General features: G+C 59.0%; 26 protein-coding genes. 15 read left to right on the top strand and 11 right to left on the bottom strand.

The features are described from left to right. Positions 1-570 (bottom strand): ADP compounds hydrolase NudE, encoded by a 570-nt coding sequence (nudE, locus tag ACA069_RS01345; RefSeq protein ID WP_095190590.1) that lies wholly within the window; start codon positions 568-570, stop codon positions 1-3. A gap of 88 nt (positions 571-658) precedes the next feature. Here nudE and yrfG point away from each other — a divergent pair, with 88 nt between their 5' ends. Beyond that, positions 659-1,321: a GMP/IMP nucleotidase gene (gene yrfG / locus ACA069_RS01340; protein ID WP_401267686.1), complete on the top strand. Its 663-nt coding sequence runs from the start codon at positions 659-661 to the stop codon at positions 1,319-1,321. 115 nt (positions 1,322-1,436) lie between these two features. Here the strand turns inward: yrfG and lysM are convergent, their stop codons facing one another. Beyond that, positions 1,437-1,886: a peptidoglycan-binding protein LysM gene (lysM, locus tag ACA069_RS01335; RefSeq protein WP_497615988.1), complete on the bottom strand. Its 450-nt coding sequence runs from the start codon at positions 1,884-1,886 to the stop codon at positions 1,437-1,439. Positions 1,887-2,025: 139 nt separating this feature from the next. Between lysM and ACA069_RS01330 the strand changes: the two genes are divergently transcribed. From ACA069_RS01330 to ACA069_RS01315, 4 genes are all read left to right on the top strand, one after another. Then, positions 2,026-2,913, top strand: a complete 888-nt coding sequence (locus ACA069_RS01330; protein ID WP_187679420.1) for a LysR family transcriptional regulator — start codon at positions 2,026-2,028, stop codon at positions 2,911-2,913. Positions 2,914-3,005: 92 nt separating this feature from the next. Next, positions 3,006-3,845 (top strand): formate dehydrogenase accessory sulfurtransferase FdhD, encoded by an 840-nt coding sequence (gene fdhD, locus ACA069_RS01325; RefSeq protein WP_489879668.1) that lies wholly within the window; start codon positions 3,006-3,008, stop codon positions 3,843-3,845. Further along, positions 3,842-6,190 (top strand): FdhF/YdeP family oxidoreductase, encoded by a 2,349-nt coding sequence (locus ACA069_RS01320; RefSeq protein WP_401267682.1) that lies wholly within the window; start codon positions 3,842-3,844, stop codon positions 6,188-6,190. Before fdhD ends, ACA069_RS01320 begins: the two co-directional genes overlap by 4 nt. Before the next feature lie 349 nt (positions 6,191-6,539). Then, entirely contained in the window at positions 6,540-7,016 is a 477-nt protein-coding gene (locus ACA069_RS01315; protein WP_095190584.1) for a glycine zipper domain-containing protein, read from the top strand. A 69-nt stretch (positions 7,017-7,085) separates the two neighbouring features. Here ACA069_RS01315 and ACA069_RS01310 read toward each other — a convergent pair whose 3' ends face one another. The 4 genes from ACA069_RS01310 to ACA069_RS01295 all read right to left on the bottom strand — a co-directional run bounded on the left by ACA069_RS01310 (position 7,086) and on the right by ACA069_RS01295 (position 11,753). Further along, complete coding sequence (locus ACA069_RS01310) at positions 7,086-7,505, bottom strand: acyl-CoA thioesterase (protein WP_231990980.1); 420 nt, start codon at positions 7,503-7,505, stop codon at positions 7,086-7,088. A gap of 104 nt (positions 7,506-7,609) precedes the next feature. Further along, complete coding sequence (locus tag ACA069_RS01305; protein WP_497615986.1) at positions 7,610-8,833, bottom strand: 3-hydroxyacyl-CoA dehydrogenase; 1,224 nt, start codon at positions 8,831-8,833, stop codon at positions 7,610-7,612. A 107-nt stretch (positions 8,834-8,940) separates the two neighbouring features. After that, positions 8,941-10,869 carry a RecQ family ATP-dependent DNA helicase gene (locus tag ACA069_RS01300; protein ID WP_489879665.1) on the bottom strand — a complete coding sequence of 643 codons (1,929 nt, stop codon included), beginning with the start codon at positions 10,867-10,869 and terminating at the stop codon, positions 8,941-8,943. Between the two features lie 380 nt (positions 10,870-11,249). Continuing rightward, on the bottom strand, positions 11,250-11,753 hold the full coding sequence (locus ACA069_RS01295) for a polysaccharide deacetylase (RefSeq protein WP_401267675.1): 504 nt from the start codon (positions 11,751-11,753) through the stop codon (positions 11,250-11,252). A gap of 292 nt (positions 11,754-12,045) precedes the next feature. Between ACA069_RS01295 and ACA069_RS01290 the strand changes: the two genes are divergently transcribed. From ACA069_RS01290 to ACA069_RS01270, 5 genes are all read left to right on the top strand, one after another. Further along, positions 12,046-12,342 carry a hypothetical protein gene (locus ACA069_RS01290; RefSeq protein WP_497615984.1) on the top strand — a complete coding sequence of 99 codons (297 nt, stop codon included), beginning with the start codon at positions 12,046-12,048 and terminating at the stop codon, positions 12,340-12,342. A gap of 65 nt (positions 12,343-12,407) precedes the next feature. Beyond that, positions 12,408-12,578 (top strand): hypothetical protein, encoded by a 171-nt coding sequence (locus ACA069_RS01285; protein ID WP_401267673.1) that lies wholly within the window; start codon positions 12,408-12,410, stop codon positions 12,576-12,578. 364 nt (positions 12,579-12,942) lie between these two features. Further along, a complete protein-coding gene (locus ACA069_RS01280) occupies positions 12,943-13,242 on the top strand; it encodes a hypothetical protein (protein ID WP_497615982.1) in 300 nt (99 codons plus the stop codon). 157 nt (positions 13,243-13,399) lie between these two features. Next, on the top strand, positions 13,400-13,843 hold the full coding sequence (locus ACA069_RS01275) for a hypothetical protein (RefSeq protein ID WP_213028728.1): 444 nt from the start codon (positions 13,400-13,402) through the stop codon (positions 13,841-13,843). Then, complete coding sequence (locus tag ACA069_RS01270) at positions 13,843-14,148, top strand: type II toxin-antitoxin system RelE/ParE family toxin (RefSeq protein ID WP_497615980.1); 306 nt, start codon at positions 13,843-13,845, stop codon at positions 14,146-14,148. Before ACA069_RS01275 ends, ACA069_RS01270 begins: the two co-directional genes overlap by 1 nt. A gap of 179 nt (positions 14,149-14,327) precedes the next feature. Here ACA069_RS01270 and ACA069_RS01265 read toward each other — a convergent pair whose 3' ends face one another. Together ACA069_RS01265 and hslO are read right to left on the bottom strand one after the other, a co-directional pair. Next, complete coding sequence (locus ACA069_RS01265; protein WP_187679408.1) at positions 14,328-15,869, bottom strand: phosphoenolpyruvate carboxykinase; 1,542 nt, start codon at positions 15,867-15,869, stop codon at positions 14,328-14,330. A 181-nt stretch (positions 15,870-16,050) separates the two neighbouring features. After that, the gene (hslO, locus tag ACA069_RS01260) at positions 16,051-16,953 is read right to left on the bottom strand and encodes an Hsp33 family molecular chaperone HslO (protein WP_187679407.1); all 903 of its coding nucleotides are present in this window, start codon (positions 16,951-16,953) and stop codon (positions 16,051-16,053) included. 105 nt (positions 16,954-17,058) lie between these two features. Here hslO and ACA069_RS01255 point away from each other — a divergent pair, with 105 nt between their 5' ends. Next, positions 17,059-17,859 (top strand): phosphatase PAP2 family protein, encoded by an 801-nt coding sequence (locus ACA069_RS01255; RefSeq protein ID WP_497615977.1) that lies wholly within the window; start codon positions 17,059-17,061, stop codon positions 17,857-17,859. A 113-nt stretch (positions 17,860-17,972) separates the two neighbouring features. On the opposite strand, the gene ACA069_RS01250 is transcribed toward ACA069_RS01255, so the two are convergent. Continuing rightward, positions 17,973-18,380: an RNA-binding S4 domain-containing protein gene (locus ACA069_RS01250; RefSeq protein WP_187679405.1), complete on the bottom strand. Its 408-nt coding sequence runs from the start codon at positions 18,378-18,380 to the stop codon at positions 17,973-17,975. 216 nt (positions 18,381-18,596) lie between these two features. Between ACA069_RS01250 and rimB the strand changes: the two genes are divergently transcribed. Both rimB and rimK read left to right on the top strand, forming a co-directional pair. Continuing rightward, the gene (rimB, locus tag ACA069_RS01245; RefSeq protein ID WP_016986269.1) at positions 18,597-19,076 is read left to right on the top strand and encodes a retropepsin-like aspartic endopeptidase RimB; all 480 of its coding nucleotides are present in this window, start codon (positions 18,597-18,599) and stop codon (positions 19,074-19,076) included. Beyond that, entirely contained in the window at positions 19,073-19,978 is a 906-nt protein-coding gene (rimK, locus tag ACA069_RS01240) for a 30S ribosomal protein S6--L-glutamate ligase (RefSeq protein ID WP_007949201.1), read from the top strand. The genes rimB and rimK overlap by 4 nt, the downstream gene beginning before the upstream one ends. 85 nt (positions 19,979-20,063) lie before the next feature. Here rimK and ACA069_RS01235 read toward each other — a convergent pair whose 3' ends face one another. After that, positions 20,064-21,377, bottom strand: coding sequence for an ATP-binding protein (locus ACA069_RS01235; protein ID WP_187679404.1), 1,314 nt, complete (start codon positions 21,375-21,377; stop codon positions 20,064-20,066). A 115-nt stretch (positions 21,378-21,492) separates the two neighbouring features. After that, positions 21,493-22,233: an osmolarity response regulator transcription factor OmpR gene (gene ompR, locus ACA069_RS01230; RefSeq protein WP_016986271.1), complete on the bottom strand. Its 741-nt coding sequence runs from the start codon at positions 22,231-22,233 to the stop codon at positions 21,493-21,495. Between the two features lie 358 nt (positions 22,234-22,591). On the opposite strand from ompR, the gene ACA069_RS01225 reads away from it, so the two are divergent. Both ACA069_RS01225 and ACA069_RS01220 read left to right on the top strand, forming a co-directional pair. After that, the gene (locus ACA069_RS01225) at positions 22,592-24,916 is read left to right on the top strand and encodes a Tex family protein (RefSeq protein WP_489879662.1); all 2,325 of its coding nucleotides are present in this window, start codon (positions 22,592-22,594) and stop codon (positions 24,914-24,916) included. After that, positions 24,916-25,299 (top strand): PaaI family thioesterase, encoded by a 384-nt coding sequence (locus tag ACA069_RS01220; protein ID WP_187679402.1) that lies wholly within the window; start codon positions 24,916-24,918, stop codon positions 25,297-25,299. The genes ACA069_RS01225 and ACA069_RS01220 overlap by 1 nt, the downstream gene beginning before the upstream one ends. Positions 25,300-25,495 lie beyond the last annotated feature (196 nt).

Below are 25,495 nucleotides of genomic sequence, written 5' to 3'. Positions count from 1 at the left end.
TCACTCATAACTGAAAACACCGCGCTGGCTCAGCAGGTCGCGGGTCAAATAAAGCGCCGCCAGTGCGCGCCCTTCGGAGAACTGCGGATTCAGCGCCAGCGCCGACAACTCACGCAGATTGACCTTGTCGACCCGCATCGGCTCGGGCTCATCGCCCTCCAGACGTTCCTCGTACAGATCGGTGGCCAGCACCACCTGAATCTTCTGGCTCATGTAACCGGGCGACAGCGACAGCTCGGTCAGATGTTCCAGTTGCCGCGCGCCGAAACCCGCCTCTTCCTTGAGTTCACGCTCGGCCGCCGCCAACACATCTTCGCCCGGCTCGATCAAACCTTTAGGCAAGGACAACTCGTATTCGTCAGTGCCGCCGCAGTATTCCTCGACCAGCACCGCGTGCTCGGCATCGAGCATCGCCACGATCATCACCGCGCCGTATCCCGCACCCTTGCCGACCAGCCGCTCGTAAGTGCGCTCCACGCCGTTGGAAAAACGCAGCTTCAGTTCTTCGACGCAAAACAGGCGGCTGGTGGCGACGATTTCGCGGGCAAGTACAGTGGGTTTCTGGCGCATGCAAAGCTCCTTGGCGTGAACGCGCTACTATAACGCGGCTTTCCCGATTGTTTACGTCGGATATCTTTTCACCGTTCGAGACGTTGCCATGCCTTCATTACCGTGGTCCGACATCGATACCGTTCTGCTGGACATGGACGGCACGTTGCTGGATCTGCACTTCGATAACCATTTCTGGCTGGAACATCTGCCCCAACGTTACGCCGATCTCCACGGGATCAGCCGGGCCATGGCCGAGATGGAATTGCAGCCGCTGTTCGAGCGCCATGCCGGTCAATTGCAGTGGTATTGCCTGGATTTCTGGAGCGCGGAGCTGAAGTTGTCAGTGCGTGAATTGAAGCAGGAAACCGCGCACCTGATCGCCCTGCGCCCGGATGCCGATACCTTTCTGGCGGCAATAAAACGGGCCGGCAAACGGGTGATCATGATCACCAACGCGCACCGTGATTCGCTGTCGTTGAAGCTGGAGCGGATTGAACTGGCGCCGTACTTCGAGCGGTTGATCAGTTCGCACGATTACGGTTACCCCAAGGAGAACCCGCAGTTCTGGGATGCCTTGCAGACGGATATCGGTTTTGATCCGGCGCGCAGTCTGTTCATCGACGACACCTTGCCGATCCTGCGCAGCGCGCGGGATTTCGGTGTGGCGCACTTGTTGGCGGTCAAAGAACCGGACAGCCGCAAAGGGCCGAAAGATACTGCGGAGTTTGCAGCGGTCGAGGATTACCGCGACCTCATTTCCGGTTTATGAAGATCCATTGTGGCGAGGGGATTCATCCCCGATGGGCAGCGCAGCGGCCCTGGTTTTTTTGCGCCTGCTGCGCAGCCGGTCGGGGATAAATCCCCTCACCACAGGATCTTGCAGATTACTCAGGGATACGCAGTACCTGCCCCGGATAGATCTTGTCCGGGTGTTTGAGCTGAGGCTTGTTCGCCTCGAAAATCTTGTTGTACTTGTTGGCATCGCCATACACGCGTTTGGAAATTGCGCTCAGCGTGTCGCCCTTCTCGACCGTGACAAATTTCGGCTCAGTCTTGCCACCGCCGGTCACGGTGATTTGATCATCTACACTACTGACGCCGGTCACGTTACCCAACGCCAGCAGAATTTTTTCTTTTTCCTCTTGGGTGGCCGCTTCACCCGTAGCAATGACTTTCTCGCCTTCAACCTTGACCTGGATCTTCGACGTGTCGATGCCCGTCAGCGCGGCCTGCACGTGTTTGGTAAGCGCCGCACCATTGGCCTCGGCCTTCTCCGGCGTCAGCGCATCAATGATTTTTTCACCGGCTTCTTTCAAAAAGCTGAAAAGGCTCATCGTGTTCTCTCCATGAAATATAGGTTCGTCGCTCAAGCCTAGACCACCAATGACAAACCCGGTTCCAAGCCGACCAATGACCCTGCCGCCCCCCAAGCGGTAGAATCACCCACCCCCGCCGCCACCCTTCGGAGCGAAGATGGACATCAAGCAGCTGAAATTCCTCATCGCCCTCGACGAAACCCGCCACTTCGGCCAAGCCGCCGCGCGCTGCCATATCACCCAGCCGACTCTGTCGATGCGCCTGCGTAGCCTTGAAGAAGAGCTCGACCTGCCACTGGTCAACCGTGGCCAGCGTTTCGAAGGCTTCACCGCGCCGGGCGAACGGGTTCTGGCGTGGGCGCGCACGGTGTTGGCGGCTTATGACGGTTTGCAGGCGGAAGCGGCGGCGTGTCGCGGCAACCTGATCGGCACGCTGCGCTTGGGCGTGGTGCCGCTGTCGAGCTTCGATCCGTTGCCGCTGATGCAACGCCTGCACGCCGCGCACCCGGACCTGCGTTTCGAACTGTCGGCGCTCAGTTCCGAGCAGATCCTCGAGCATCTGGCGAACAATCGCATCGACCTTGGCGTGTCTTATCTGGATCGTCTGGATAACGAACGCTTCGAAGCCCTGGCTTTAAGCGAAACCCGCATGGGCCTGCTCTACGACCAGCGTTCGTTCACTTTTGGCGAGGCGCCGTTAAGCTGGGAATCGTTGATCGAACTGCCGTTGGGCATGCTGACCAGCGGCATGCATTTTCGCCAGTCCATCGACCACAACTTCCACAGCCGTAACCTGACGCCGCAGCCGTTGCTGCAAACCGACGCTGTGCATCAATTGTTACAAGCCGTACACAACGGCTTTTGCTGCGCGATCATGCCGCTCGACGGAGGCCTGGAAAAGCTTACCGATCACCTGCGCCTGCAACCGATCGAAAACGCTCAAACCCTCGCGTCGCTGGGCCTGATCATGCGCCGTGGTGCCCCGCGTTCGGCGCTGGCCGAAGCCTGTTTTGCGCTGTATCAAAAATCACCAGGCGAGTCTTGATCGACGGCATCTATCGGAAGATCGACATTAGCGATTAGACGCGACATCTTGCCGCGCCTAGTCTTAGCGTTGATCAATCCGTCGGTGATGCCATGAACGCCAAGCGCCCAGCCTGCGCGGCGCCTGCACTTGAAACGCCCGCGCCCGCCGCCAGCCAGACCTACAGTTACAGCGATTTACCCCTCGAGGAATCGGCCAGCACCGCGCTGGCCGAGGAAGTCGCGTTGGCGATCGCCTACAACGGCATCAGCCAGGCGGTCATGCTGGTGACGCCGACCGACCTTGAAGACTTCATCGTCGGCTTCAGCCTCGGCAGCGGCATCATCGAAGACGCTACCGATATCTATGACCTGCAACTGACTGGCGCAGGCTCGGCGCAATACGCGCAAGTGACCATCGCCAACCGTGCCTTCTGGAACCTCAAACAACAACGTCGCCAGTTGGCCGGCACCAGTGGTTGCGGCTTGTGCGGCGTCGAAGCGGTGGAACAAGCGCTGCCCGATCTCAAAGTGTTGGCCGGCACGCCGTTGCCACCGCTTGCATGGCTCGACGGTTTGCGCCAGCGCATCGGCGCGTTCCAGCCGCTCGGCCAGCACTGCGGTGCGGTGCATGCGGCGGTGTTCATGAACGCCAGCGGTGAACTGCTGCTCGGGCGCGAAGACATCGGCCGGCACAACGCCCTCGACAAGCTGATCGGCGGGCTGATCCGCCAGAAGATATCCACAGAAGGCGGACTGGCGATTGTCACCAGCCGTTGCAGCCTCGAATTGATCCAGAAAGTTTTGCGCGCCGGCATCCAGACCCTGGTCAGCCTGTCCGCCCCCACAGGCCTTGCCGTGCAATGGGCCCGTCGACACAACCTCAATCTCATCCACCTGCCGCAGAAAAGTGCGCCGCGGGTGTATAGCCCCGCGATGGAGAATCAAGCGTGAGCCAACATCATCAAGCCGACCAGAAACCTGTCCCGCGCTACAAGCCTTACAAAGGTGCAGCCGGCGGCTGGGGTGCCCTGATCAGTGTGGCCCAGGCCTGGTTGACCAGCGACAACGCGCTGAAAAACCTGCGCATGATGCTCAAGACCAACCAGAACGGCGGCTTCGATTGCCCGGGTTGCGCCTGGGGCGATTCGCCGGAAAGCGGCATGGTCAAATTCTGCGAGAACGGCGCCAAGGCGGTGAACTGGGAAGCGACCAAGCGCCGGGTGGATGCCAAATTCTTCGCCAAACACAGCGTGACTTCGCTGCTGGAACAGAGCGATTACTGGCTTGAGTATCAGGGCCGCCTGACCGAGCCGATGGTCTACGACGCCGAGACCGATCGTTACAAACCGATCGCTTGGGACGACGCGTACGCCCTGATCGCCAAACATCTGCAAAATCTGCCGAGCCCGGATCTGGCCGAGTTCTACACCTCGGGTCGCGCCAGCAACGAAGCGGCGTATCTGTATCAGCTGTTCGTGCGCGCCTTCGGCACCAACAATTTCCCTGACTGCTCGAACATGTGCCACGAAGCCAGCGGTGTGGCGTTGGCGCAAAGTGTCGGCGTCGGCAAAGGCACCGTGACTTTCGACGATTTCGAACACGCCGACGCAATTTTCGTCTGGGGCCAGAACCCGGGCACCAACCACCCGCGAATGCTCGAACCGCTGCGCGAAGCAGTGAAACGTGGCGCTCAGGTGGTGTGCATCAACCCGCTGAAAGAACGCGGTCTGGAACGCTTCCAGCACCCGCAACACCCGATCGAAATGCTCACCAACGGCGACAAGCCGACCAACACCGCGTATTTCCGCCCGGCACTGGGCGGCGACATGGCAGTGCTGCGCGGCATGGCCAAGTTCCTGCTGCAATGGGAACGCGATGCGCAAAAGGCTGGCGCCCCGGCCGTGTTCGACCACGACTTCCTCAACGCCCACAGCGCCAACGTGCTGGAGTACCTCGGCGTTGTCGACGACACGTCATGGGAGCAGATCGTCGAGCAATCCGGCCTGACCCTGGTGGAAATCGAGCAAGCGGCGCGCATGTACGCCAAAGGCAAGAACGTGATCATGTGCTGGGCCATGGGCATCACCCAGCATCGCCATTCGGTGCCGACCATTCAGGAAATCGCCAACCTGATGTTGCTGCGCGGCAACATCGGCAAGCCGGGCGCGGGCCTGTGCCCGGTGCGCGGCCACAGTAACGTGCAGGGCGACCGCACGATGGGCATCAATGAACGTCCGCCGGTGGCGTTTCTTGATTCGCTTGAGCGTCGCTTCCAGTTCAAGGTGCCGCGTGAAAACGGCCACAACGTGGTCGAGGCAATCCATGCGATGGCCGAGGGCCGCGCCAAAGTCTTTATCGGGCTGGGCGGCAACTTCGCCCAGGCCACGCCGGACAGCCCGCGCACGTTCGCGGCGCTGAGCAATTGCGACCTGACCGTGCAGATCAGCACCAAGCTCAACCGCAGCCATCTGGCTCACGGTAAAGACGCGTTGATCCTGCCTTGCCTGGGCCGTACCGACATCGACATCCAGACTGAAGGCCCGCAAGCCGTCACCGTGGAAGACTCGTTCAGCATGGTCCACGCCTCCAACGGCCAGTTGCAGCCGCTGTCGAATCAGATGCGCTCGGAACCGTCGATCATCGCCGGCATCGCCGCCGCGACCCTGGGCAGCAAACCGGTGGACTGGAACTGGCTGGTGGCCGATTACGGGCGTATCCGCGAGCTGATCGCCGACACCATTCCCGGCTTCAAGGAGTTCAACGAGAAGGTCAAAAATCCGGGCGGCTTCTACCTCGGCAACAGCGCCGGCGCACGTAAGTGGAACACGCCATCGGGCCGCGCTAATTTCCGCCCGAACCTTTTGCCGAAGGATCTGGTACACGAACGCACCCGCGCGACCGGACAGTTGCCGGATCTGATCCTGCAATCGATGCGCTCCCACGATCAGTACAACACCACGATTTACGGCCTCGACGACCGTTATCGCGGGGTGAAGGGTCAGCGTGATGTGTTGTTCGTCAACGAAGCCGACATTATTCGCCTGGGCTTCCGGCCGGGGCAGAAGGCTGACATCGTTTCGATCTGGGACGATGGTCGCGAGCGTCGGGTGAAGGGCTTCACGCTGTTGGCGTTTGATATACCGGCTGGACAAGCTGCTGCTTATTACCCGGAAGTGAACCCGTTGGTTCCGCTGGAAAGCACTGGGGATGGTAGCCATACGCCGACATCCAAGTTCATTGCGATCCGGTTGGAAGCGGCGAGCGAGACCGGGTTGATCATGGCCAAGTCCGCTTAAAGGCTGCGATCTTTTTTCTTTTGATCGTTCCCACGCTCTGCGTGGGAACGCAGACCGGGACGCTCCGCGTCCCAATAGCAAACGCGGAGCGTCCAAGGATGCGTAACCACGCAGAGCATGGTTACGATCAACGCTTGTTTTTTGCGTTTCCATCGCCCACAAAAAAGGCCGCTTTTTCACAAAAACGGCCTGTCCGAAGTAGCTAAAGACCGGCGAAAATCGCTTAAGTTCCGCCCATAAAACAGTAACTTACGTTTTTGTATACAAGTCGTGCTATTCGTCGGATTTCGATTGTCACGCTTGTTACACAGCCTCAGGATCGGCGCCGTCATCCCTTTGAGGCTCATCTATGAAGTTCTCCTCGATTCTCTTGTTGTCCCTTGGCCTGGTCAGTGGTTTTGCTTCCGCCGGCGGCACCACCGAAGCAGGTGTGGGCGGCGCATTGGGCGGGGTTCTTGGCTCGGTCGTCGGTCAGTCGTTAGGCGGCAATACAGGTTCCACCATCGGCGCAGCCCTGGGCGGCGCGGGTGGTAGTGCGGTAGGCGCAGACAAACGCAGCCGTGGCGAAGCCGCCATTGGCGGTGCGTTGGGCGCGGCCGGCGGTAACGTGGTTGGCCGCAGCATGGGCGGCACCACCGGCAGCCTGATCGGCTCCGCAGCAGGTGGCGGCGCCGGTGGCGCGCTGGGTAACTACATGGGCAACAAAAGCGATGACGATGATCGTCGCTATGATCGCCGTCACGATGACCGTCGCTACTATCGCGACCGTCACCCGGGTCGCGGCCACGCTTATGGCCACCGCAAACATCACAAGTATCGCGACTGAGGCCTAAACACCTCGTTGGCCGGTAAAGCAAAAATCGCAGCCCTAGGGCTGCGATTTTTTTTACTTTTTTCACACCACCAATCTTTCCAGCGCCCCGCGTAACCCGGCAGGAATAGGCACTGGCTGATTGCTCGCCCGATCGACAAACACGTGCACGAAACGCCCGGCGGCACACGCTTCGCTTTCGCCGACCTTGAATACCGCCAGTTCATACTGCACCGAACTGTTGCCCAACTTGCCGACCCGCAAACCGATCTCGATCAGATCAGGGAAAGCGATCGAGGCGAAGTAATCGCACGCCGAACTGACCACAAAACCCACCACCTCACCGTCATGGATATCCAGCCCGCCAACCTGAATCAGGTAGGTATTAACGGCCGTGTCGAAGAAGCTGTAATAGGTGACGTTGTTGACGTGACCGTAGGCGTCGTTGTCGTGCCAGCGCGTGGTGATCGGCTGGAAATGCGGGTAGTCAGAGCGTTGGTTCATGCGTAGTTCTCGTATTGGGCGTTCTCACGCTGACCGTGAGAACGCCCACTATACCTGTGGGAGCGGGCTTGCCCGCGAAGGCGCCGGCACAGGCGCCACATCATTCAACGGTCAGCAAACCCCTTCCCCTGCGCCGCCAACTCACCAATCAACCGCGTCGGTTTCCACTGATCGCCCTGCCGCGTCTCCAGCGCCAACAAGCGCTGATGAATATCCGCGAGCCCCTGCTGATCCGCCCAGGCCATCGGCCCGCCCTGGTCCGCCGGGAAGCCATAGCCATTCAGATACACCAGATCGATGTCATGGGCCGACTCGGCAATGCCTTCCTGCAGAATCTTCGCGCCCTCGTTGACCAGCGCCAGCAGACAACGCTCAAGAATCTCTTCCGGGCCGATCTCACGACGCTGAAAGCCCAGACTTTCGCTGACCTGCAATACCAGCGCATCAACCTCAGGATCATGCTCAGCCTGACGACTGCCCGGCTCATAGTGGTAGTAACCATTGCCGGACTTCTGCCCAAACCGACCCATCTCGCACAAGCGGTTATCCACCTGAACCTCAGGCGCGTCCTGGCCTTTGCCGGCCAGCTCACGCGCACGCCACTCCAGATCGATACCGACCACGTCGTACATGCGGAACGGTCCCATCGCAAAACCGAAGCCCTGCAACGCCGCATCAACCTGCTGTGGATAAGCGCCTTCAAGCAGCATCTTGCGCGCCTCCAGCACATACGGATGCAGCATGCGGTTGCCGATAAAACCGTGACAGTTGCCGGAGACCACACTGACCTTGCCCATACGCTTGCCCAGCGCCAACGCAGCTTCCAGCGCTACCGGCGAAGTCTGCGCGCCGCGAACGATTTCCAGCAGCTTCATGATGTGCGCCGGGCTGAAAAAATGCAGGCCCAGCACTTGCTCAGGTCGTTTGGTTGCGGCAGCAATCGCATCGATATCCAGCGCCGACGTATTACTCGCCAATAGAGCCTCAGGCTTGAGCAACCCATCCAGTTCGCGAAAGATCTTCTGCTTGAGCTCAAGGTTTTCGTAGACCGCCTCGATCACCAGATCGACATTGCGGATCGACGCGTAATCGGCCGCCGCGCTGACCCGCGCGAGACGCGCATCAGCCTCGGCCTGATCGATCCGCCCCTGACGCACGTTATGTGCATAAGTATCGGCAACGGTTGCGAGCGCCTGCTCAAGCATCTGTGGATTGTTATCCACCCATTGCACCGTCACGCCGGCATTGGCCAGGCACATGACAATGCCACGCCCCATGGTGCCCGCACCGATCACCGCCGCCTGCTGAATATCGAATGTCTGGCTCATGTTGTTCTCTTGTTGGCGATCCAAAGACTGGTCTCACCATAGTCAGCCAACGACGGTTTTTGAAGTTTATTACCGTGATGATCGACATTCAGCGGATGGATGCAGCCTCAGAGATGTGCTTGAACCCAACCCCGCACTTCGGCATACGGATACTCCTCCAACGCCGCATAACCGGAAATCGCTCGCGCCTTGAGCTTGGTAAACAGCGGCACACTGATCCCGCACAAAAACCGCGTCAGCCGTTCCGACGTCGGTGCATTGCCCGTGTGCTGCTCATGCCTGTGGATAAAGTCACTGCACAGCGCGGCAAAATTTTTATCCACAAGCGCTGGCAACTCCGGTGGCGCTGGCAGTCGAGCGACATGCCCATGACACACCGAACAATGCCCGCAGCGCTCAGGCGCATCGTGATCACCGAAGTACTCCGCCAGCCGATAACCCAAACAGCGTTCAGTGGCGAACACATCGAGCATCGCGTGAATCCGCGCGACTTCCGTCTGCTCATGGCGGGTGAAGTAATCGTGTAACTCACCGCTCAACACGTCGCTGTCAAAATCGCTTTGCAGCAGGCTGTAGACCTCGGTCATCTGCTTGCTCTCAAGCTCGACCCAGCCCTTCTCCTGGAAATAATCCAGCGCCTTCACCACCCGATTACGCTCAGCCGAATACTGCGAATACATCGCCTCGAAATTCACCGTGGCCCAGGTACGCGCACGGGTCGACGTCTGGATAAGCGCCGCGACAAACTCCCGACGTTCGCCCTCGAAACGCTCAAGCAGCGCCTCAGGCTCCAGCAAGTATTTGAAGCGGTATTCGGCGTAATACGCGTAGCGCGGGGCAATCAAGCCACGCAGCTCCAATTGCACGAGCAAGGTCTTCAGCGGCAACGCGCGGATGTTGCTCTGATCCGCCAGCGGTCCGAGCAGAAACTCCCACTGCCCTTCCGGTTCCGAGGCCTTCAGTTCATCGAGCACATAGCGAATGCCGTCGCGCTCCGGGGTGTCGCCGTAAACGAAGTTTTCCAGCACATTGAGACTGTCACGGTTGGCCAGCACCAGGCAGTCCGACGGCTGCCCGTCACGCCCGGCGCGGCCGATTTCCTGACTGTAGTTTTCGATGGATTTGGGCAGGTCGAAATGCACCACATTGCGTATGTCGCTCTTGTCGATGCCCATGCCGAAAGCGATGGTAGCGACGATGCAATTGGACTGACCGGCCATGAAGCGTTTCTGGATGGCTTCGCGTTTATCGTGGGGCAAACCGGCGTGATAGGCCTCGGCCTGAATGCCGTTGCGCTCAAGGTGTTCGGCGATGTGCTCGGCGGTTTTCTGCAAGGTCACATAGACGATGCTTGGCTGGCCCGGACGCTCGGCCATCCAGTCCACCAGACGCCGCCGCTTGTCCTGCCCGCGCACCGGTTCCACCAGCAGATTGAGATTGGGCCGATAGAAACCGGTCGTCACGACATCCTCGGCGGCAATGGCAAATTTGGCCTGCATGTCGGCGATGACTTTTGGCGTTGCCGTAGCCGTCAACAGCAGGGTTTGCGGGATGTTGAACTGCTTTTGGTAGTCCGGCAGCTTGAGGTAATCGGGGCGGAAATTGTGCCCCCACTCCGAGATGCAGTGCGCCTCGTCCACCACCAGCAACGAGATCGGCACCTGCTGCAAAAAGTTGCGGAAGCGCTCGTTTTTCAGGCGCTCCACGGAGATCATCAGAATCTTCAATTCGCCCGAACGGGCGCGGGCCATCACGTCATTGGCGTCATCGCGGCTCTGCGCCGAATCGATGCTGCCCGCCGAAATGCCGTGGCGTTGCAGAAACGCCAGTTGATCCTGCATCAATGCGAGCAACGGCGAGACCACCAGCGTCAGATTCGGCAGCATCAGCGCCGGTAACTGATAGCAAAGAGACTTGCCAGAACCCGTGGGGAAAATCGCCGCTGCCGAGCGCCCGGCCAGCACCGCGCTGATCGCGGTCTCTTGTCCGGGGCGAAACTGTGGATAACCAAAAACCTGTTCCAGGGTGTTGTGCATTCGCTGTCACTCCTTTGACCGCTGCCATGCCAACAGCCTAGCGGGCGATCGCAGCGAGTCGAGAAAAGGTCGGGGGGCAAATCGATACGAGATGATACAGCCCCGGAGGCCTGGCCACTGGCTGAAACAAACGCCACGATTTGTTTATCGCGGTGTTTGCCGACATCGCGATAGCGTGCCCGCTCCACCTCCGTATCACGCCCGGACGGCTGATGCGCGCAAACATTTCAAAGGAGTGACCATGCACTACAGATTGAAGTTAGCCCTCGTCCTCACCTTCACCGCCCTGATGTTGGGCGGATGCATGCGGGGACCCGAAGACCTTCCGCAGTTCGCCATTTCAGCGACACCGCAAGTCCTCACCGAAACCTGACCTTCACTCAGGGCAGCAGCACCGCCACGCGCAACTGCTCGTTCAATACCTGCTCATGCACGCTCAGGCTCTTGCTCGCCCACAGCGCATGGGCCGGGCTGATATCGCCGGTGAACGCCGCCGCCAACTGACGCAGGTCGGCGACGCTGCGCACCTGCGGACAAAACGGCTGTTCGGCACAGTCCTGACTGGCGTTGCGATAAGTGCTCAGCAAGTGATCCCACAGACCATCGCGCACCTGCCTGATCGATTTGAGCTGCACTTGCGGCACACCCAAACGTTGCTTCAGACCCGATTCGTCGAGCGATTCACTGGCGAGCAAGGCTTTGCCGAACATCAGCACTTCGGCGCGCGAAGCCGTATCGACATTCGCCTGGCTGTTAAGCGCCTCCGGCCAACCGGTTCGATCCAGATAATTCAACACCAGCGAATTGCCGGGCTCTGCGGCCATCGTCAAACGGCAACCGCTGACCCACAGCAATACAATCGAGGCCATTCGTAGCCACTGCATACCTAATTCCCTTTAAGCGCGTATCGGACGTTTGGAAACGTCCCACAGATTCTGGCGCGCAAGATACAGAGGTTTGGTCGGAAGCGCCTGACAAACACGTAGGAAACTTCCCGCCTAAGGGTTTTGCCTTGAAAACGCCATGAAAACACGTAGGGCAAATGCCCGAACCCAGGAAAAACCCCTACGAACTCTGTCCATCCCGGCTGTCTTGTTCCACCGCGCGACGCCCTCCTATAGTGACCGGCGCGACTGAATCGCACTGTAGCGACTTCTAAAAGGACAGCCTTAATCCATGACCTCACTGCACCCACCCAGCAACCGCTACCGCCGTTTGAAAACCAGCTACGGCGAAAATCCGGTGCTGGTTATCGACACCGACGCCTGCCATGAGGACTTGCTGGATGCGGCTCAACAACGTCTGTGCGCCGCCGGCAATCTACTGGAGACTCTTTACTGCATGTGTTTCAAACAAGCGGACGTTAAAGACATTCCAAACATCATCACCGCGCTTTATTTATTGACTCAAGACGGCTGCGAACTATTAGAAGTTGCAAAACTGAAAGTCGCACACCGCCAGCAGACCCCTTAAACAACAAACCTGGAAACAACCAACTCGCCGACGCCATCGTCAACGCCCAGGAGCAATACCGGGCCATGGAAGAGTGTTCGTACACCTACTTCACCGAAATGGACCAGGGCGAACGCCGTGTGTCCCTGGGCGGCAGAGACGTCCAGTTCTCAGCGGTGAAAGGCACGATTTACACCCCCGCAACCGGGCTGAACACCACCGTGCTGGATGTGGCGACGAGTCGGCATGTTCGTTGATGGCGAGGATCGGTGAGCCGGCGAAAAATCCTACAGCAATGCCCTATCCGGTATTCGTCCCGTTCCTACAAACACAGACTCCCTTGCCGGCTATCGCGGCTTGGTAAGTCAAATCTATAGTCGTGACTGTCGCTGCCAAATCAGCGACTCGGGTTTGGTCACCTGAAATTGAGAGAGAGAAACTGCGCATGCCCTTGTATGCTTGCCGCCATCTATTGTGCGGCATGCTTTATGGCGGCTGTGTTTGGGACGCTTCGGCGTACACGGAGTTCTCTCTCTCTGGTTGACCAACCCGAACACAGTCGCCTCCCATCGTTTGGTCATGATGGCGGCGGCTATTGGAACGCCTATAGAGAGAAGAACAATGAAAAAATTGACCCAGTTCACCACCGATCGCTACCGCCCACTCGAATCCAACCTCACCGACACCAAGCCCCTGATCATCGACACAGCGGCCAACCCGCAAGACATCCTCGAATGCGCCGTCCAGCGCCTGCGCGCTTCAAGCGACCTGCTTAAAACCCTCTACTGCCTCAGCTTCAAACAAGCCGACGTCGAAGACATCCCCCATATCACCCACGCCCTCTATCTGCTGACGCAGGATGGCTTTGACCTGCTGCAAGTCGCGCAGCAGCAAATGCTCAATTGGAAAGCACCAGCCTGAAAACAATCTCAGGCAGATGCGCGCTCAAACAACTAGCGCCTGCCTGACCAAAGAACATGGATGCTGCACACCCGGCGTCCAGCACGGGAGTTGAATTTTGCAAACTATTATTGATTGCGTACGATGGGAGCCATTGTTCAACCAAGAGCTCGCCTTCATGACCACTGAAACCATTGATCACAGTACTCTCGCGCGATTGTTTGAGAATGGTTCGATCAGTAGCGCACATATCGTCGCCAAACCCGGTGGCTGGTCAATTCAGATTCAGCAAGGAAACAAGGAATATTCACTGGCAGCACAACGCAGTGGTCAGGTGCGACTGTTCAAGCGGTTCGAAACACTGGTGACCTACCTGCAAGGAGTAGGTATCAATCACTTCGATGTGGACGCCTCCAGCTATGACCCTCTGCAGATAAAAACCTATGCCCGCCCTGATCGCGCCGAAGCGATGAAACAAGCTCATGAAGCTGCGGCATATGAAGAATGGGTCAAGCAACAGGTACAAATCAGCATTGATGACCCAAGACCCAGCGTCAGCGATGAAGACGCTCGCAGGATATTTGCCGCCAAGCGGGATGCTCTGCGTCAGCGAGTACGTTGATGAGGTTGGTCTGGCGCCAAGAGGCGCTGGATGACCGAGAAAACATCATGGAGCGTATCGGCCAGGAAAATCCCGCTGCAGCGATTAAGCTCGATGAGCTTTTCGAATCGAAGGGAGAAAGCGTCCGCCAGCAGCCAGCTTTATACAAAAGAGGTATCGCGCAAGGCACCCGCGAAATGGTTGTCACCCCAAACTACTACATCATCTACACAATCAAAGTTGATGCTGTGGAGATGCTGTGGAGATGCTGTGGAGATGCTGTGGAGATGCTGCGAGTACTGCATACCAGGCGGCAATGGCTATGAAGGTTGAAGAGAAGAAGAACGGCGTATAGAGTTCGCGGCTACTTAAGTGGCATTATTCTGGCTGTTTAACGCGAACGCTGCGGGAATAATGGCAGTTGATCTGATAATGACACCCAACCCATCACCCACAAAAAAGCCGCCCTCAAGAGGCGGCTTTTTCATTCACTACAAACCAACGCTTACAACTTCGGCCCAGCAGCCTTGATCGCGTCGCTCACTTCGAACTTCTTGAAGTTCTCGATGAACAGACCGGCCAGTGCCTTGGCAGCCTCGTCGTACGCAGCCTTGTCAGCCCAGGTGTTGCGTGGGTTGAGCAGGTTGGTTTCAACGCCCGGTACGGCCAGTGGCACGTCGAGGTTGATGGTGTCGAGGTGCTCGGTCGCGGTACCGATCAGTGCGCCGCTCTGGATGGCTGCGATCACTGCGCGGGTGGTCGGGATGTTGAAGCGTTTGCCGACGCCGTAGCCGCCGCCGGTCCAGCCGGTGTTGACCAGGTAGACCTTGGAGCCGAAGCCGCGGATGCGCTTGATCAGCAGTTCTGCGTATTCGCCAGCCGGACGCGGGAAGAACGGTGCGCCGAAGCAGGTGGAGAAGGTCGACTTGATGCCGCTGCCGGAACCCATTTCAGTCGAGCCCACCAGAGCGGTGTAGCCGGACAGGAAGTGGTAGGCCGCTTGTTCTTCGTTGAGGATCGACACTGGCGGCAGCACGCCGGTCAGGTCGCAGGTCAGGAAGATCACGGCGTTTGGCTCGCCGCCCAGGTTGTGCTCGGAACGCTTGGCAACGTGTTCCAGCGGGTACGCGGCGCGGCTGTTCTGAGTCAGGCTGACATCGGCGTAGTCGGCGTGCTTGGCGTCGTCGATGACGACGTTTTCCAGCACGGCGCCGTGCTTGATGGCTTTCCAGATGACCGGCTCGTTCTTCTCGGACAAGTCAATGCACTTGGCGTAGCAGCCGCCTTCGATGTTGAAGACAACGCCTTCGCCCCAGCCGTGTTCGTCGTCACCGATCAGGTAACGGCTTTCGTCGGCGGACAGGGTGGTTTTACCAGTGCCCGACAGACCGAAGAACAGGGTCACGTCGCCTTCTTCACCGATGTTGGCGGCGCAGTGCATTGGCAGCACGTCAGCGGCCGGCAGCAGGAAGTTCTGCACGGAGAACATGGCTTTCTTCATTTCACCGGCGTAACGCATGCCGGCGATCAGCACTTTCTTCTGGGCGAAGTTGAGGATCACGCAACCGTCGGAGTTGGTGCCGTCACGCTCAGGCACGCATTCGAAGTTGGCCACGTTGAGCACTTGCCATTCTTCACGGCCAGCCGGGTTGTACTGGGCCGGGTTGATGAACAGGCAACGACCGAACAGGTTCTGCCAGGCAGTCTGAGTGGTCATTTTCACGGCCAGGTAGTGATCTTCGGCCGCACCTACATGGACGTGGGAAACAAAGTGCTCTTGCGCGTTGTTGAACGCCTCGACACGAGCCCACAGCGCGTCGAACTTGTCGGCCGGGAACTTGCGGTTGATCGGGCCCCAGGCGATAGCGGCCTGGGTGGAAGGCTCTTCAACGATGAAACGGTCGACTGGCGAACGGCCGGTGCGATGACCGGTGCGAACAACCAGAGCGCCGGTATCGGCAAGCTCGCCCTCACCGCGATTCAGGGCTTCTTTTACCAGATCATCAACACTCAGATCGGTGTACACGGCGTTATTGGCTTGCGTCATGAGGTTCCCCGTCGGCCAGTGGCCGAGTGTGCTCCAAACGTTTTGTAGTAGAAAGTTGCGCACTACTACCGCGAAAAAAGTGGGCCGGATTATGCCAGAAAAGCCCAAAAAGAGTAGGGTCCTCCCGTCGTAACGGCGTAATTACGTCGTTGAGCAGTGAATTTACCTGCGCTGAACCGTTTTAGTGCCGGGTATCTGACGGGGTGTCGACGCCTGCGCCAGCGAACAATTGAGCGATATCGGCGGCATCAAACTCGTAACGTTCGTTGCAGAACTGGCAATCGATCTCGACTTTGCCACCCTGCTCAGCCACCAGCGCCTGCGCATCTTCCAGACCCAGACTGACCAGCGCAGTGCCCGAGCGTTCCCGCGAGCAGCTGCAGTGGAAGCGCAAGTTCTGCACATCAAACAGGCGCACTTGCTCTTCATGGTAGAGACGGTGCAGCACGGTTTCGTTGTCCAGGCTCAACAATTCATCGGCGCTCAGGGTGCTGGCCAGCGCGGTGATGTGCTGCCAGCTGGCGGCGCGATCTTCTTCGTCCTTCAGACGATCGGCTGGCAGTTGTTGCAGCAGCAGACCACGGGCACGACGACCGTCGGCAAACAGCTTGAAGCGGGTGCCAACCTGTTGCGACATGACGAAATAGTTGGTGAAACAGTCGGACAGGGTTTCGCCGTCGAGGTCGACGATGCCCTGATAGCGCTGGCCGACAGTCGGGTCGACGGTCAGGGCCAGGACGCCGTTGGGCATCAAGTCGCTGAGGGTCGCATCTGCCGCGATCTGATCGGCGTGGTAACGCGCCAGGCCACGGATCTCACGCTCGCTGGAGCACTCGATCATCAACATCGGGATCGGGCCTTCGGAACGCGCCTGCAAAATCAGCAAGCCGTCGAACTTCAGGGTGCCTACCAGCAAAGAAGCGGCCGCCATCAATTCGCCCAGCAGTTGCGCAACCGGTTCCGGGTACGGGTGTTTGGCAAGAACTTCGGCGTAGCTGCGCTCAAGCGCAACCAGTTCGCCGCGGGTGTCGCTGTCATCGAAGATGAAGCGTTGGGTGAAATCGGTATCCGTCAGGTCGGTCATAGGTCTGGGTATCTGAAATTGATGACAAAATGGTTACAAAACGTGAAAATTTGCGTTTCTTGGCACCCTTTTTGGTGCCGACTGCTTAGCCATGGGAGGCATTTTATGAACAATCCGGGTTTGTTCCAATCAAGGTGGAACCTCGGCCGGCTGGTTCTGTGCAACGTAGTGCCATTAGCGCTACTGGCTTTCTGGTTATGGCCTACGGGCAACTCGCTGTGTGTGATTTTCGACGAGTGGCTGTTCCGCTCGCTCAATGCACCGCTGGCCAGCAACACGATATGGCTCCACATCTGGGCAATTGCAAGTCTGCGCCCGTTCGACATTGTGGTCGGGCTGATTCTGCTGATGCTGCTGATCAAGGGCGACTGGGTGTTCAAGGCGATTGATGTACGTCGGGCATTTTTCGGTTTTTTCTCGATCCTGCTGTTGATGGTGGTGATCCGCGCACTATTTTCCAAATTCGCCGACCACATGGACTGGCAGCACAGCAGCCCGTCGATGGTGCTTGAAGGCGCCGTTCACCTGAGCGACTACTTTCCACATCTGGAGAAGACCTGGGAGCTGAAGGATCGCTCGAGCCAGAGCTTCCCAGGTGATCACGCTTCGGTGTTGCTGATCTGGGCACTGTTCATGGGCGTGTTCAGCCGTACGGCTGGCCAGTTCTTGACGATCTGGGGTCTGACCTTGCTGTTCATGCTGCCGCGACTGGTGGCCGGTGCACATTGGGGTCAGGACGATTACATCGGCGGTGTGTTGCTGGCGGTGTGGGCGTTGGGCTGGGGTTATTACACGCCGTTTGCGTATCACGCGGCGAATTTCTGGCTGAAGGTGACAGCGCCGATTTTCAATCTGCTCGGCAAACTGCCGGTTGTTTCGCGGATGAGTGTGGTGCGTAGCGCCTGATATCGAGTTGTTCATGGCGGGTGCTGCGCACTCGATTCGCGAGCAAGCTCGCTCCCACATTGGAATGCAATTTTCTGTGGGAGCGAACCTGCTCGCGAAGAGGCAGTGACGCCCTACTCGCTGCTGCTGTTACCCCGAAACTTAAACAGATCCCGCCGCTGTTTCTTGCTCGGCTTGCCGTCGGTGCTCACGCCCAACGCACCCGCCTTGCGCATCGCCGCTGCCGCTTCGCGCTTTTCAACACTCACCTCGGTTTCTGCATATAGCGTCTGTGCCTCAGGCGCGCCACGACGCACGATCGACAAGGCTTCGACCCTCACCGTGCGCACTTCGAAGCCGGTGCGGATCTCGAATTCATCGCCGATGCGTGGCTCTTTGCCAGGCTTGCAGCGCTCGCCTCGACAATGCACCTTGCCACTCTCGATCGCTGCTTTGGCCAAGGCACGTGTTTTATAAAAACGCGCTGCCCATAGCCACTTATCGAGACGGACCTTGTCGTCCTCTTCGCTTTTTTGTGCCATGGAATGTCCTCATTCTGAAATATTGGTGAACTGTACTACCGTTTCTGTCGTGCCATGAATTGCAGCATCCCGGATTACAATGCACGCATTCCGGCGCCTGCTTCAGGGGCTGGTATTCCGGGCTGTAGATATCTGTCGCCTTTTACTCATTATTCTGCGTGAATACCGCAAATCCGGCCCCTGCGGGCTGATCGGTTGTCACGGTTGAGCATTTTTTTGAAGACATTTGACCATTTGACCGTTGTCGGTCTGCGCGAGTGGGTGGCGCTCCCGGATTTGGGAGTCGCGGGCCTGCGAGCAAAAATCGACACCGGTGCCAGTACCTCCAGCCTGCATGCCACCGACATCGAGCCGTTCGAACGCGACGGCGAGAAGTGGGTGCGTTTCACCGCGCACCTGGGCACGGTGGTGCAGTTGCGTCACCGGCGCTGTGAAGCGCCACTGGTGACGCGCAAAACCATTAAAAGCTCCAATGGCCATGCCCAGGAACGCTATGTGATCAGCACGACGCTGGCTCTGGGTGATCGGGTCTGGCCGATCGAGTTCACCCTCGCCTGCCGCAAGTCCATGCGCTATCGCCTGTTGCTCGGTTCCAAAGCCTTGATCGACGGCCACCTGGTGGTCAATCCGGGCATCAAATATGTACAAGACAAGCCGGTGTTCCCGGTATCTACCTCCTCAACAGGTGTTGCATGAAGATCGCTGTGCTGTCGCGGAACCCGCGTCTGTATTCCACCCGTCGTCTGGTCGAAGCCGGCACCGAGCGCGGGCATGAAATGGTCGTGATCGACACCTTGCGCGCCTACATGAACATCGCCAGCCACAAGCCGCAGATCCACTATCGCGGCAAACCGCTGGAAGGCTTCGATGCGGTGATCCCGCGGATCGGTGCGTCGGTGACGTTCTATGGCTGCGCAGTGCTGCGTCAGTTCGAAATGATGGGGGTGTTTCCGCTGAATGAATCGGTGGCCATCGCCCGTTCGCGGGACAAATTGCGTTCTCTGCAATTGCTGTCACGTCGTGGCATCGGTTTGCCGGTGACAGGTTTTGCCCACTCACCGGATGACATCCCCGACCTGATCGACATGGTCAATGGCGCGCCATTGGTGATCAAAGTGCTGGAAGGCACTCAGGGCATTGGTGTGGTGCTGTGTGAAACCGCGACCGCCGCCGAGTCGGTGATCGAAGCGTTCATGGGCCTGAAGCAGAACATCATGGTTCAGGAATACATCAAGGAGGCGGGTGGTGCGGATATCCGCTGCTTCGTGGTTGGCGACAAGGTGATCGCGGCGATGAAGCGTCAGGCCAAACCGGGTGAATTCCGCTCCAACCTGCACCGCGGCGGCAGCGCCAGTCTGATCAAGATCACACCGGAAGAGCGCATGACCGCTTTGCGTGCGGCCAAAGTCATGGGCCTGGCGGTAGCGGGTGTGGATATCCTGCGTTCCAATCACGGGCCGCTGGTGATGGAAGTGAACTCATCGCCGGGGCTGGAGGGGATCGAGACCACCACCGGGAAGAATGTGGCAGGGATCATCATTGAGCATCTTGAGAAGAATGGCGGGCCGAACATGACTCGGACCAAGGGCAAAGGTTAAAAGCAAAAGATCGCAGCCTCCGGCAGCTCCTACAGGGTATGCATTCCCATGTGGAGCTGCCGGAGGCTGCGATCTTTTTCAGCGTTTAAACAGCATCCCGCGGCAACATCAACCCCAATGGCAAACGCACTCGCGCTTCCAATCCGCCCCCGGACCGGTTGCGCAACTCGACATTGCCGCCATGCATCGAAGCAATCCGCTTCACAATCGCCAGACCCAACCCCGTGCCCTTGCCGCCCCGCGCACGATCGCCTCGGGTAAACGGGTTGAAAATCGCCTCAAGCTCCGACGGATCAATCCCCGCCCCACGGTCCATCACACTCAGCACCACATACGGCGCGCTGGTGTCACCAGACACATAAGCCGCGACTTCGACGCCGCTGCCCGCATGATTCAAGGCGTTGCCGATCAAGTTGTTCAGCAAGCGCTTCATCGAAACCCGACGCAACGGAAACGGCTGGATCGGCTCCAGACGCAGGCGAACCTTTTCTTCGCTCTGGTTGTACGGCGCCGCCACTTCACGCACCAGATCGCTGAGGTCCACCTCTTCCACCGACTCGTCGCGACCATCGCGAATAAACGCGAGGAACTGGTCGAGAATCGCATCCATGTCTTCGATGTCGCGCACCATGTCGTCGGTCAGGTCGTTGCGATCGCCCATCAACTCCAGCGACAGCCGCAATCGAGTCAACGGCGTGCGCAAGTCATGGGAAACCCCGGCCAGCATCAGCTCGCGCTCACGCCCGGCCTGTTCGACGTCTTCGGCCATCTGGTTGAAGGCGCGATATACCTCGGTCATTTCGCTAGGCGTGTCACTGATCGGCAGACGCACACTGCGGCCCTGGCCGAGTTGCCGGGCGGCATAGACCAGTCGTTTCAAGGGTTGGTTGAGCTGGCTGACGAAAATCCACGCCGACGCCGTCGACAGCAAACCAATCGCCAGGAACCAGCCAAGCACGTTCCAGATTTTCTGGCCGCGCAGTGGATGCGGGTACAACGGAACTTTCAACCAGCCATCCCCCAGGCTCGGCGCACGAACCCACAGCGCCGGCGGCGAGTGCATGCGCAATCGCACTTCCGTATCCGCGCCCAGCTCTGCCTGCATTTGCCGCTGGTAGATCTCGCTGTACGGCCAGTGCTGTTCGCCTTCCGGCACACCGGCACCCACCACCCGGATCAGGGTTGAGGCATCAGCGATCTTCGCGCGATTTTCTTCGTCAGCAGCCCAATAGGCGCGCAGCGTCAGAGCGACGCCGTGGCTGTATTGGCGATCCACCAGCACGTCCTCGTTCATCAACAGATAAACCAGGGTCAGCGCCTTGGAAAACAGCACGACGATAAGCACCAGCCAGAGGGTGCGGGAGAAAAAACTTTGGGGAAACCAGACGGGGGTCTTCATCAATAACCGCTACACACTTGCAGGAGCGAGCAATGCTCGCATATTGCGGATTGCGAGTCTGCGGGGATGGCCATTATGGCCAAGTCCCGACAGACCCGCTCCTACAAATCACCGATCACTTGGTGGCGGCGCCATCCGGTACGAACACGTAGCCCACGCCCCAGACAGTCTGGATATAGCGCGGTTTGGACGGATCAGGCTCGATCATCCGGCGCAGACGGGAAATCTGCACGTCGATGGAACGCTCCAGCGCATCCCACTCACGACCACGGGCCAGGTTCATCAGCTTGTCGCGGGTCAGTGGCTGACGCGCGTTCATCACCAGGGCCTTGAGCACCGCAAACTCACCGGTGGTGAGCATGTGTACTTCGTCGCCGCGTTTCAGTTCACGGGTGGCCAGCGACAACACGTAATCACCGAAGGTGACGTTTTCGTCTTCGCTGCCCGGCGCGCCCGGTACCGGGGCGGCCTGACGACGCAGAACAGCCTTGACCCGGGCCATCAGCTCGTCCGGGTTGAACGGCTTGGCCAGATAATCGTCGGCGCCCAGTTCCAGGCCCTTGATGCGGCTCATCTCATCGCCTTTGGCGGTGAGCATGATGATCGGAATCTGGTTATTCGCTGCTCGCAGACGACGGCATGCGGTCAAGCCATCTTCGCCGGGCAGCATCAGGTCGAGGACGACCAGATTGAAGACTTCACGCGACAGCAGACGATCCATCTGCTCGGTGTTCGGTACGGTACGGGCACGATAGCCCTTGCTGACGAAAAAACGTTCCAGCAGGCTGCTCAGCCCCGGATCGTCGTCAACGATGAGAATTTTTTCGCCTTCAGCAGTTTGTGCAGTGCTGCTCATTGGATGCTCCTTTTAGCTCGGCGCGCATTATGGCGTAGCTGCCGTTATACGCACCGTGTGCATTGTTAGCAGATTTTTCCTTCACTGCCAGAAAACCGGGGTTTATGCCTACAGACTGCAACGCCCCCGAATGACAGAACGCTGGTTATAATGCGCGGCGTTTTGTGCCAGGCAACGTCTGAATCGTTACCGCAAGTGGCCGGTATTTTTTCCAGGCCAGCGCAGTAATTGTTCGATTTCACGGGTCAATGGGCTGCCTTTTGACCCAGGCAGCGGCCATCTTCATGCCGCTCAACCAGACTCCGGGCCTTTATTTCCGTGCCTGCGAGCCTGCTTTCACAATATGTCAGGTGGTTTTATGGACAGCATCAACAGCCGCATCGCCGAGGAACTCGGCGTACGCCCACAACAGGTCGAAGCGGCCGTCGCGCTACTCGATGAAGGCTCTACCGTTCCCTTCATCGCCCGTTACCGGAAAGAAGTCACCGGCAGCCTCGATGACACCCAGTTGCGTCATCTGGAAGAGCGCCTGCGCTACCTGCGAGAACTCGACGAACGGCGCATCAGCATCCTCGCCAGCATCGAAGAGCAAGGCAAACTCACCCCTGCTCTTGAGCGCGACATCAAGCTCGCCGACACCAAGACCCGCCTCGAAGACTTGTACCTGCCGTACAAGCAGAAGCGCCGCACCAAGGGCCAGATCGCCCTGGAAGCCGGCCTCGGCGACTTGGCCGACGGCCTGTTCAACGACCCGAACCTGGCCCCGGAAAGCGAAGCGGCACGCTTTGTCGACGCCGAAAAAGGTGTGGCCGATGTGAAGGCTGCGCTGGAGGGCGCCAAGTACATCCTGATGGAACGCTTCGCCGAAGACGCCAGCCTGCTGGAAAAACTGCGTAACTATCTCAAGCAGGAAGCGACCCTCAGCGCCCGCGTGATTGCCGGCAAGGAAGAGGAAGGCGCGAAGTTCCGCGACTACTTCGAACACGACGAGCCACTGAAAAGCATGCCATCGCACCGCGCACTGGCGATTTTCCGTGGCCGCAACGAAGGCATCCTCAGCTCCGCGCTGAAAGTCGGCGACGAACTGCCGGGCACCATGCACCCGTGCGAAGGCATGATCGGCCAGCAATTCGGTATCCAGAACCAGAACCGTCCGGCCGACAAATGGCTGGGTGAAGTGGTGCGCTGGACCTGGAAGGTCAAGCTCTACACCCACCTGGAAACCGACCTGCTGGGCGAGTTGCGCGACGGCGCCGAAACCGAGGCAATCAACGTGTTCGCCCACAACCTGCACGACCTGCTGCTGGCCGCGCCGGCCGGCCCGCGCGCAACGCTGGGTCTCGACCCGGGCCTGCGCACCGGTTGCAAGGTGGCGGTGGTCGATTCGACCGGCAAACTGCTGGATCACGCCACGGTTTACCCGCACGTGCCGCACAACAAATGGGATCAGACCATCGCCATTCTGGCGGCCCTGTGCGCCAAGCACTCGGTTGACCTGATCGCCATCGGCAACGGCACCGCCAGCCGCGAAACCGACAAACTGGCGATCGAGCTGATCAAAAAATATCCAGCCATGAAGATGACCAAGGTCATGGTCTCCGAGGCCGGCGCATCGGTGTACTCGGCGTCGGAACTGGCAGCCAAGGAATTCCCGGATCTGGACGTGTCGATCCGTGGCGCGGTGTCGATTGCCCGTCGCTTGCAGGATCCACTGGCCGAGCTGGTGAAGATCGACCCGAAATCCATCGGTGTCGGCCAATACCAGCACGACGTGTCCCAACTGAAACTGGCGCGTGGCCTGGACGCTGTGGTCGAGGACTGCGTGAACGCCGTCGGCGTCGACGTGAACACAGCCTCCGTGGCCCTGCTGGCACGGATCTCCGGTCTCAACGCAACACTGGCGCAGAACATCGTGGCGCACCGCGACGAGCACGGCGCGTTCAAAACCCGCGCAGCGCTGAAGAAAGTCGCGCGTCTGGGCGAAAAAACCTTCGAACAGGCCGCCGGTTTCTTGCGCGTGATGAACGGCGACAACCCGCTGGATTCCTCGGCGGTTCACCCGGAAGCCTATCCGTTGGTGCAGCGCATTGCCGCTGAAACCGACCGTGACATTCGCTCGCTGATCGGCGATGCCGGTTTCCTCAAGCGTCTGGACCCGAAGAAGTTCACCGACGAGACCTTCGGTCTGCCGACCGTGACCGACATCATCCAGGAACTGGAAAAACCGGGCCGCGACCCGCGTCCGGAATTCAAGACTGCCGAGTTCCAGGAAGGCGTCGAAGACCTCAAAGACCTGCAACTGGGGATGATCCTCGAGGGTGTCGTGACCAACGTGACCGCGTTCGGCGCATTCGTCGACATCGGCGTGCATCAGGATGGTCTGGTGCACATCTCGGCGCTGTCGGAGAAGTTCATCAAGGATCCGCGCGAAGCGGTGAAGGCCGGTGACGTGGTGAAAGTGAAGGTCATGGAAGTCGATATTCCGCGCAAACGCGTCGGCCTGTCGATGCGCATGGGCGACACCCCGGGCGAGAAGATCGATGGCGCCCGTGGCTCGCGTCCGGGCTCGGCACAACGCCAGCCTTCGAACAACGCGCCACGCAAGGAAACCGCCACCGCCGCGCCAGTGAACAACGCGATGGCGTCGCTGTTCGCCAACGCCAAGCAGTTGAAGAAACGCTGATGGAGATTCCGGCCGGGCTCGTCGAGAGCGCGTTTTTCAAGCTGTTGGGCTGCCGCCTGCACAGCCTGGAAACCGGGGTGGCGCAAGTCGCCCTGGGGCTGGAACCCGAATTGCGCAACCGCGGCGGCAAATTGCATGGCGGCGCGCTGTTCAGTCTGGTCGATATCGCCATGGGGCTGGCCTGTTCCAGCACCCACGGTTTCGATCAGCAGAGCGCGACCATCGAGTGCAAGATCAACTACATCCGCGCCGTTTCCGACGGTGAGGTGCTGTGTACGGCGCGGGTGATCCACCCGGGCCGCCGCACGTTGGTGGTCGAAGCCGATGTGATGCAGGGCGACAAACTGGTCGCAAAAGCGCAAGGCACGTTCGCTGTCCTGTAGCTTGTGGCCATCAATTTGAGTTAATTTCGGCGCTGCGTCTGCGGCGTCGAACTTTTCCGCGTGCGTAATAGCCAGATTCAAGGAGTGAAGTTGGCAATCGGCACGGGCCTTTATGGCTCAAAAACCAGGCGAAAACGCCAGTTTCAACTTCACCCTTGTAGACCGTCCTGCCCACCCCCATATTGGGGCGACTGAC

The organism is Pseudomonas sp. LBUM1652, from assembly GCF_059716105.1.
The sequence above is the reverse complement of the archived record's forward strand: the minus strand, read 5'-3'. Positions and strand labels throughout refer to the sequence as shown.

Coding starts and splice junctions, on each gene's coding strand:
- ACA069_RS01270 (WP_497615980.1), top strand. CDS start 13,843: ATGAGGTTGGTCTGGCGCCAAGAGGCGCTGGATGACCGAGAAAACATC.
- rimK (WP_007949201.1), top strand. CDS start 19,073: ATGAAGATCGCTGTGCTGTCGCGGAACCCGCGTCTGTATTCCACCCGT.
- ACA069_RS01310 (WP_231990980.1), bottom strand. CDS start 7,505: ATGAACCAACGCTCTGACTACCCGCATTTCCAGCCGATCACCACGCGC.
- fdhD (WP_489879668.1), top strand. CDS start 3,006: ATGAACGCCAAGCGCCCAGCCTGCGCGGCGCCTGCACTTGAAACGCCC.
- ACA069_RS01250 (WP_187679405.1), bottom strand. CDS start 18,380: ATGGCACAAAAAAGCGAAGAGGACGACAAGGTCCGTCTCGATAAGTGG.
- ACA069_RS01225 (WP_489879662.1), top strand. CDS start 22,592: ATGGACAGCATCAACAGCCGCATCGCCGAGGAACTCGGCGTACGCCCA.
- ACA069_RS01285 (WP_401267673.1), top strand. CDS start 12,408: ATGGAAGAGTGTTCGTACACCTACTTCACCGAAATGGACCAGGGCGAA.
- ACA069_RS01305 (WP_497615986.1), bottom strand. CDS start 8,833: ATGAGCCAGACATTCGATATTCAGCAGGCGGCGGTGATCGGTGCGGGC.
- ACA069_RS01265 (WP_187679408.1), bottom strand. CDS start 15,869: ATGACGCAAGCCAATAACGCCGTGTACACCGATCTGAGTGTTGATGAT.
- ACA069_RS01290 (WP_497615984.1), top strand. CDS start 12,046: ATGACCTCACTGCACCCACCCAGCAACCGCTACCGCCGTTTGAAAACC.
- ACA069_RS01280 (WP_497615982.1), top strand. CDS start 12,943: ATGAAAAAATTGACCCAGTTCACCACCGATCGCTACCGCCCACTCGAA.
- ACA069_RS01315 (WP_095190584.1), top strand. CDS start 6,540: ATGAAGTTCTCCTCGATTCTCTTGTTGTCCCTTGGCCTGGTCAGTGGT.
- ACA069_RS01220 (WP_187679402.1), top strand. CDS start 24,916: ATGGAGATTCCGGCCGGGCTCGTCGAGAGCGCGTTTTTCAAGCTGTTG.
- lysM (WP_497615988.1), bottom strand. CDS start 1,886: ATGAGCCTTTTCAGCTTTTTGAAAGAAGCCGGTGAAAAAATCATTGAT.
- ACA069_RS01300 (WP_489879665.1), bottom strand. CDS start 10,869: ATGCACAACACCCTGGAACAGGTTTTTGGTTATCCACAGTTTCGCCCC.
- ACA069_RS01330 (WP_187679420.1), top strand. CDS start 2,026: ATGGACATCAAGCAGCTGAAATTCCTCATCGCCCTCGACGAAACCCGC.
- nudE (WP_095190590.1), bottom strand. CDS start 570: ATGCGCCAGAAACCCACTGTACTTGCCCGCGAAATCGTCGCCACCAGC.
- ACA069_RS01235 (WP_187679404.1), bottom strand. CDS start 21,377: ATGAAGACCCCCGTCTGGTTTCCCCAAAGTTTTTTCTCCCGCACCCTC.
- ACA069_RS01295 (WP_401267675.1), bottom strand. CDS start 11,753: ATGCAGTGGCTACGAATGGCCTCGATTGTATTGCTGTGGGTCAGCGGT.
- hslO (WP_187679407.1), bottom strand. CDS start 16,953: ATGACCGACCTGACGGATACCGATTTCACCCAACGCTTCATCTTCGAT.
- yrfG (WP_401267686.1), top strand. CDS start 659: ATGCCTTCATTACCGTGGTCCGACATCGATACCGTTCTGCTGGACATG.
- ACA069_RS01275 (WP_213028728.1), top strand. CDS start 13,400: ATGACCACTGAAACCATTGATCACAGTACTCTCGCGCGATTGTTTGAG.
- ACA069_RS01255 (WP_497615977.1), top strand. CDS start 17,059: ATGAACAATCCGGGTTTGTTCCAATCAAGGTGGAACCTCGGCCGGCTG.
- ompR (WP_016986271.1), bottom strand. CDS start 22,233: ATGAGCAGCACTGCACAAACTGCTGAAGGCGAAAAAATTCTCATCGTT.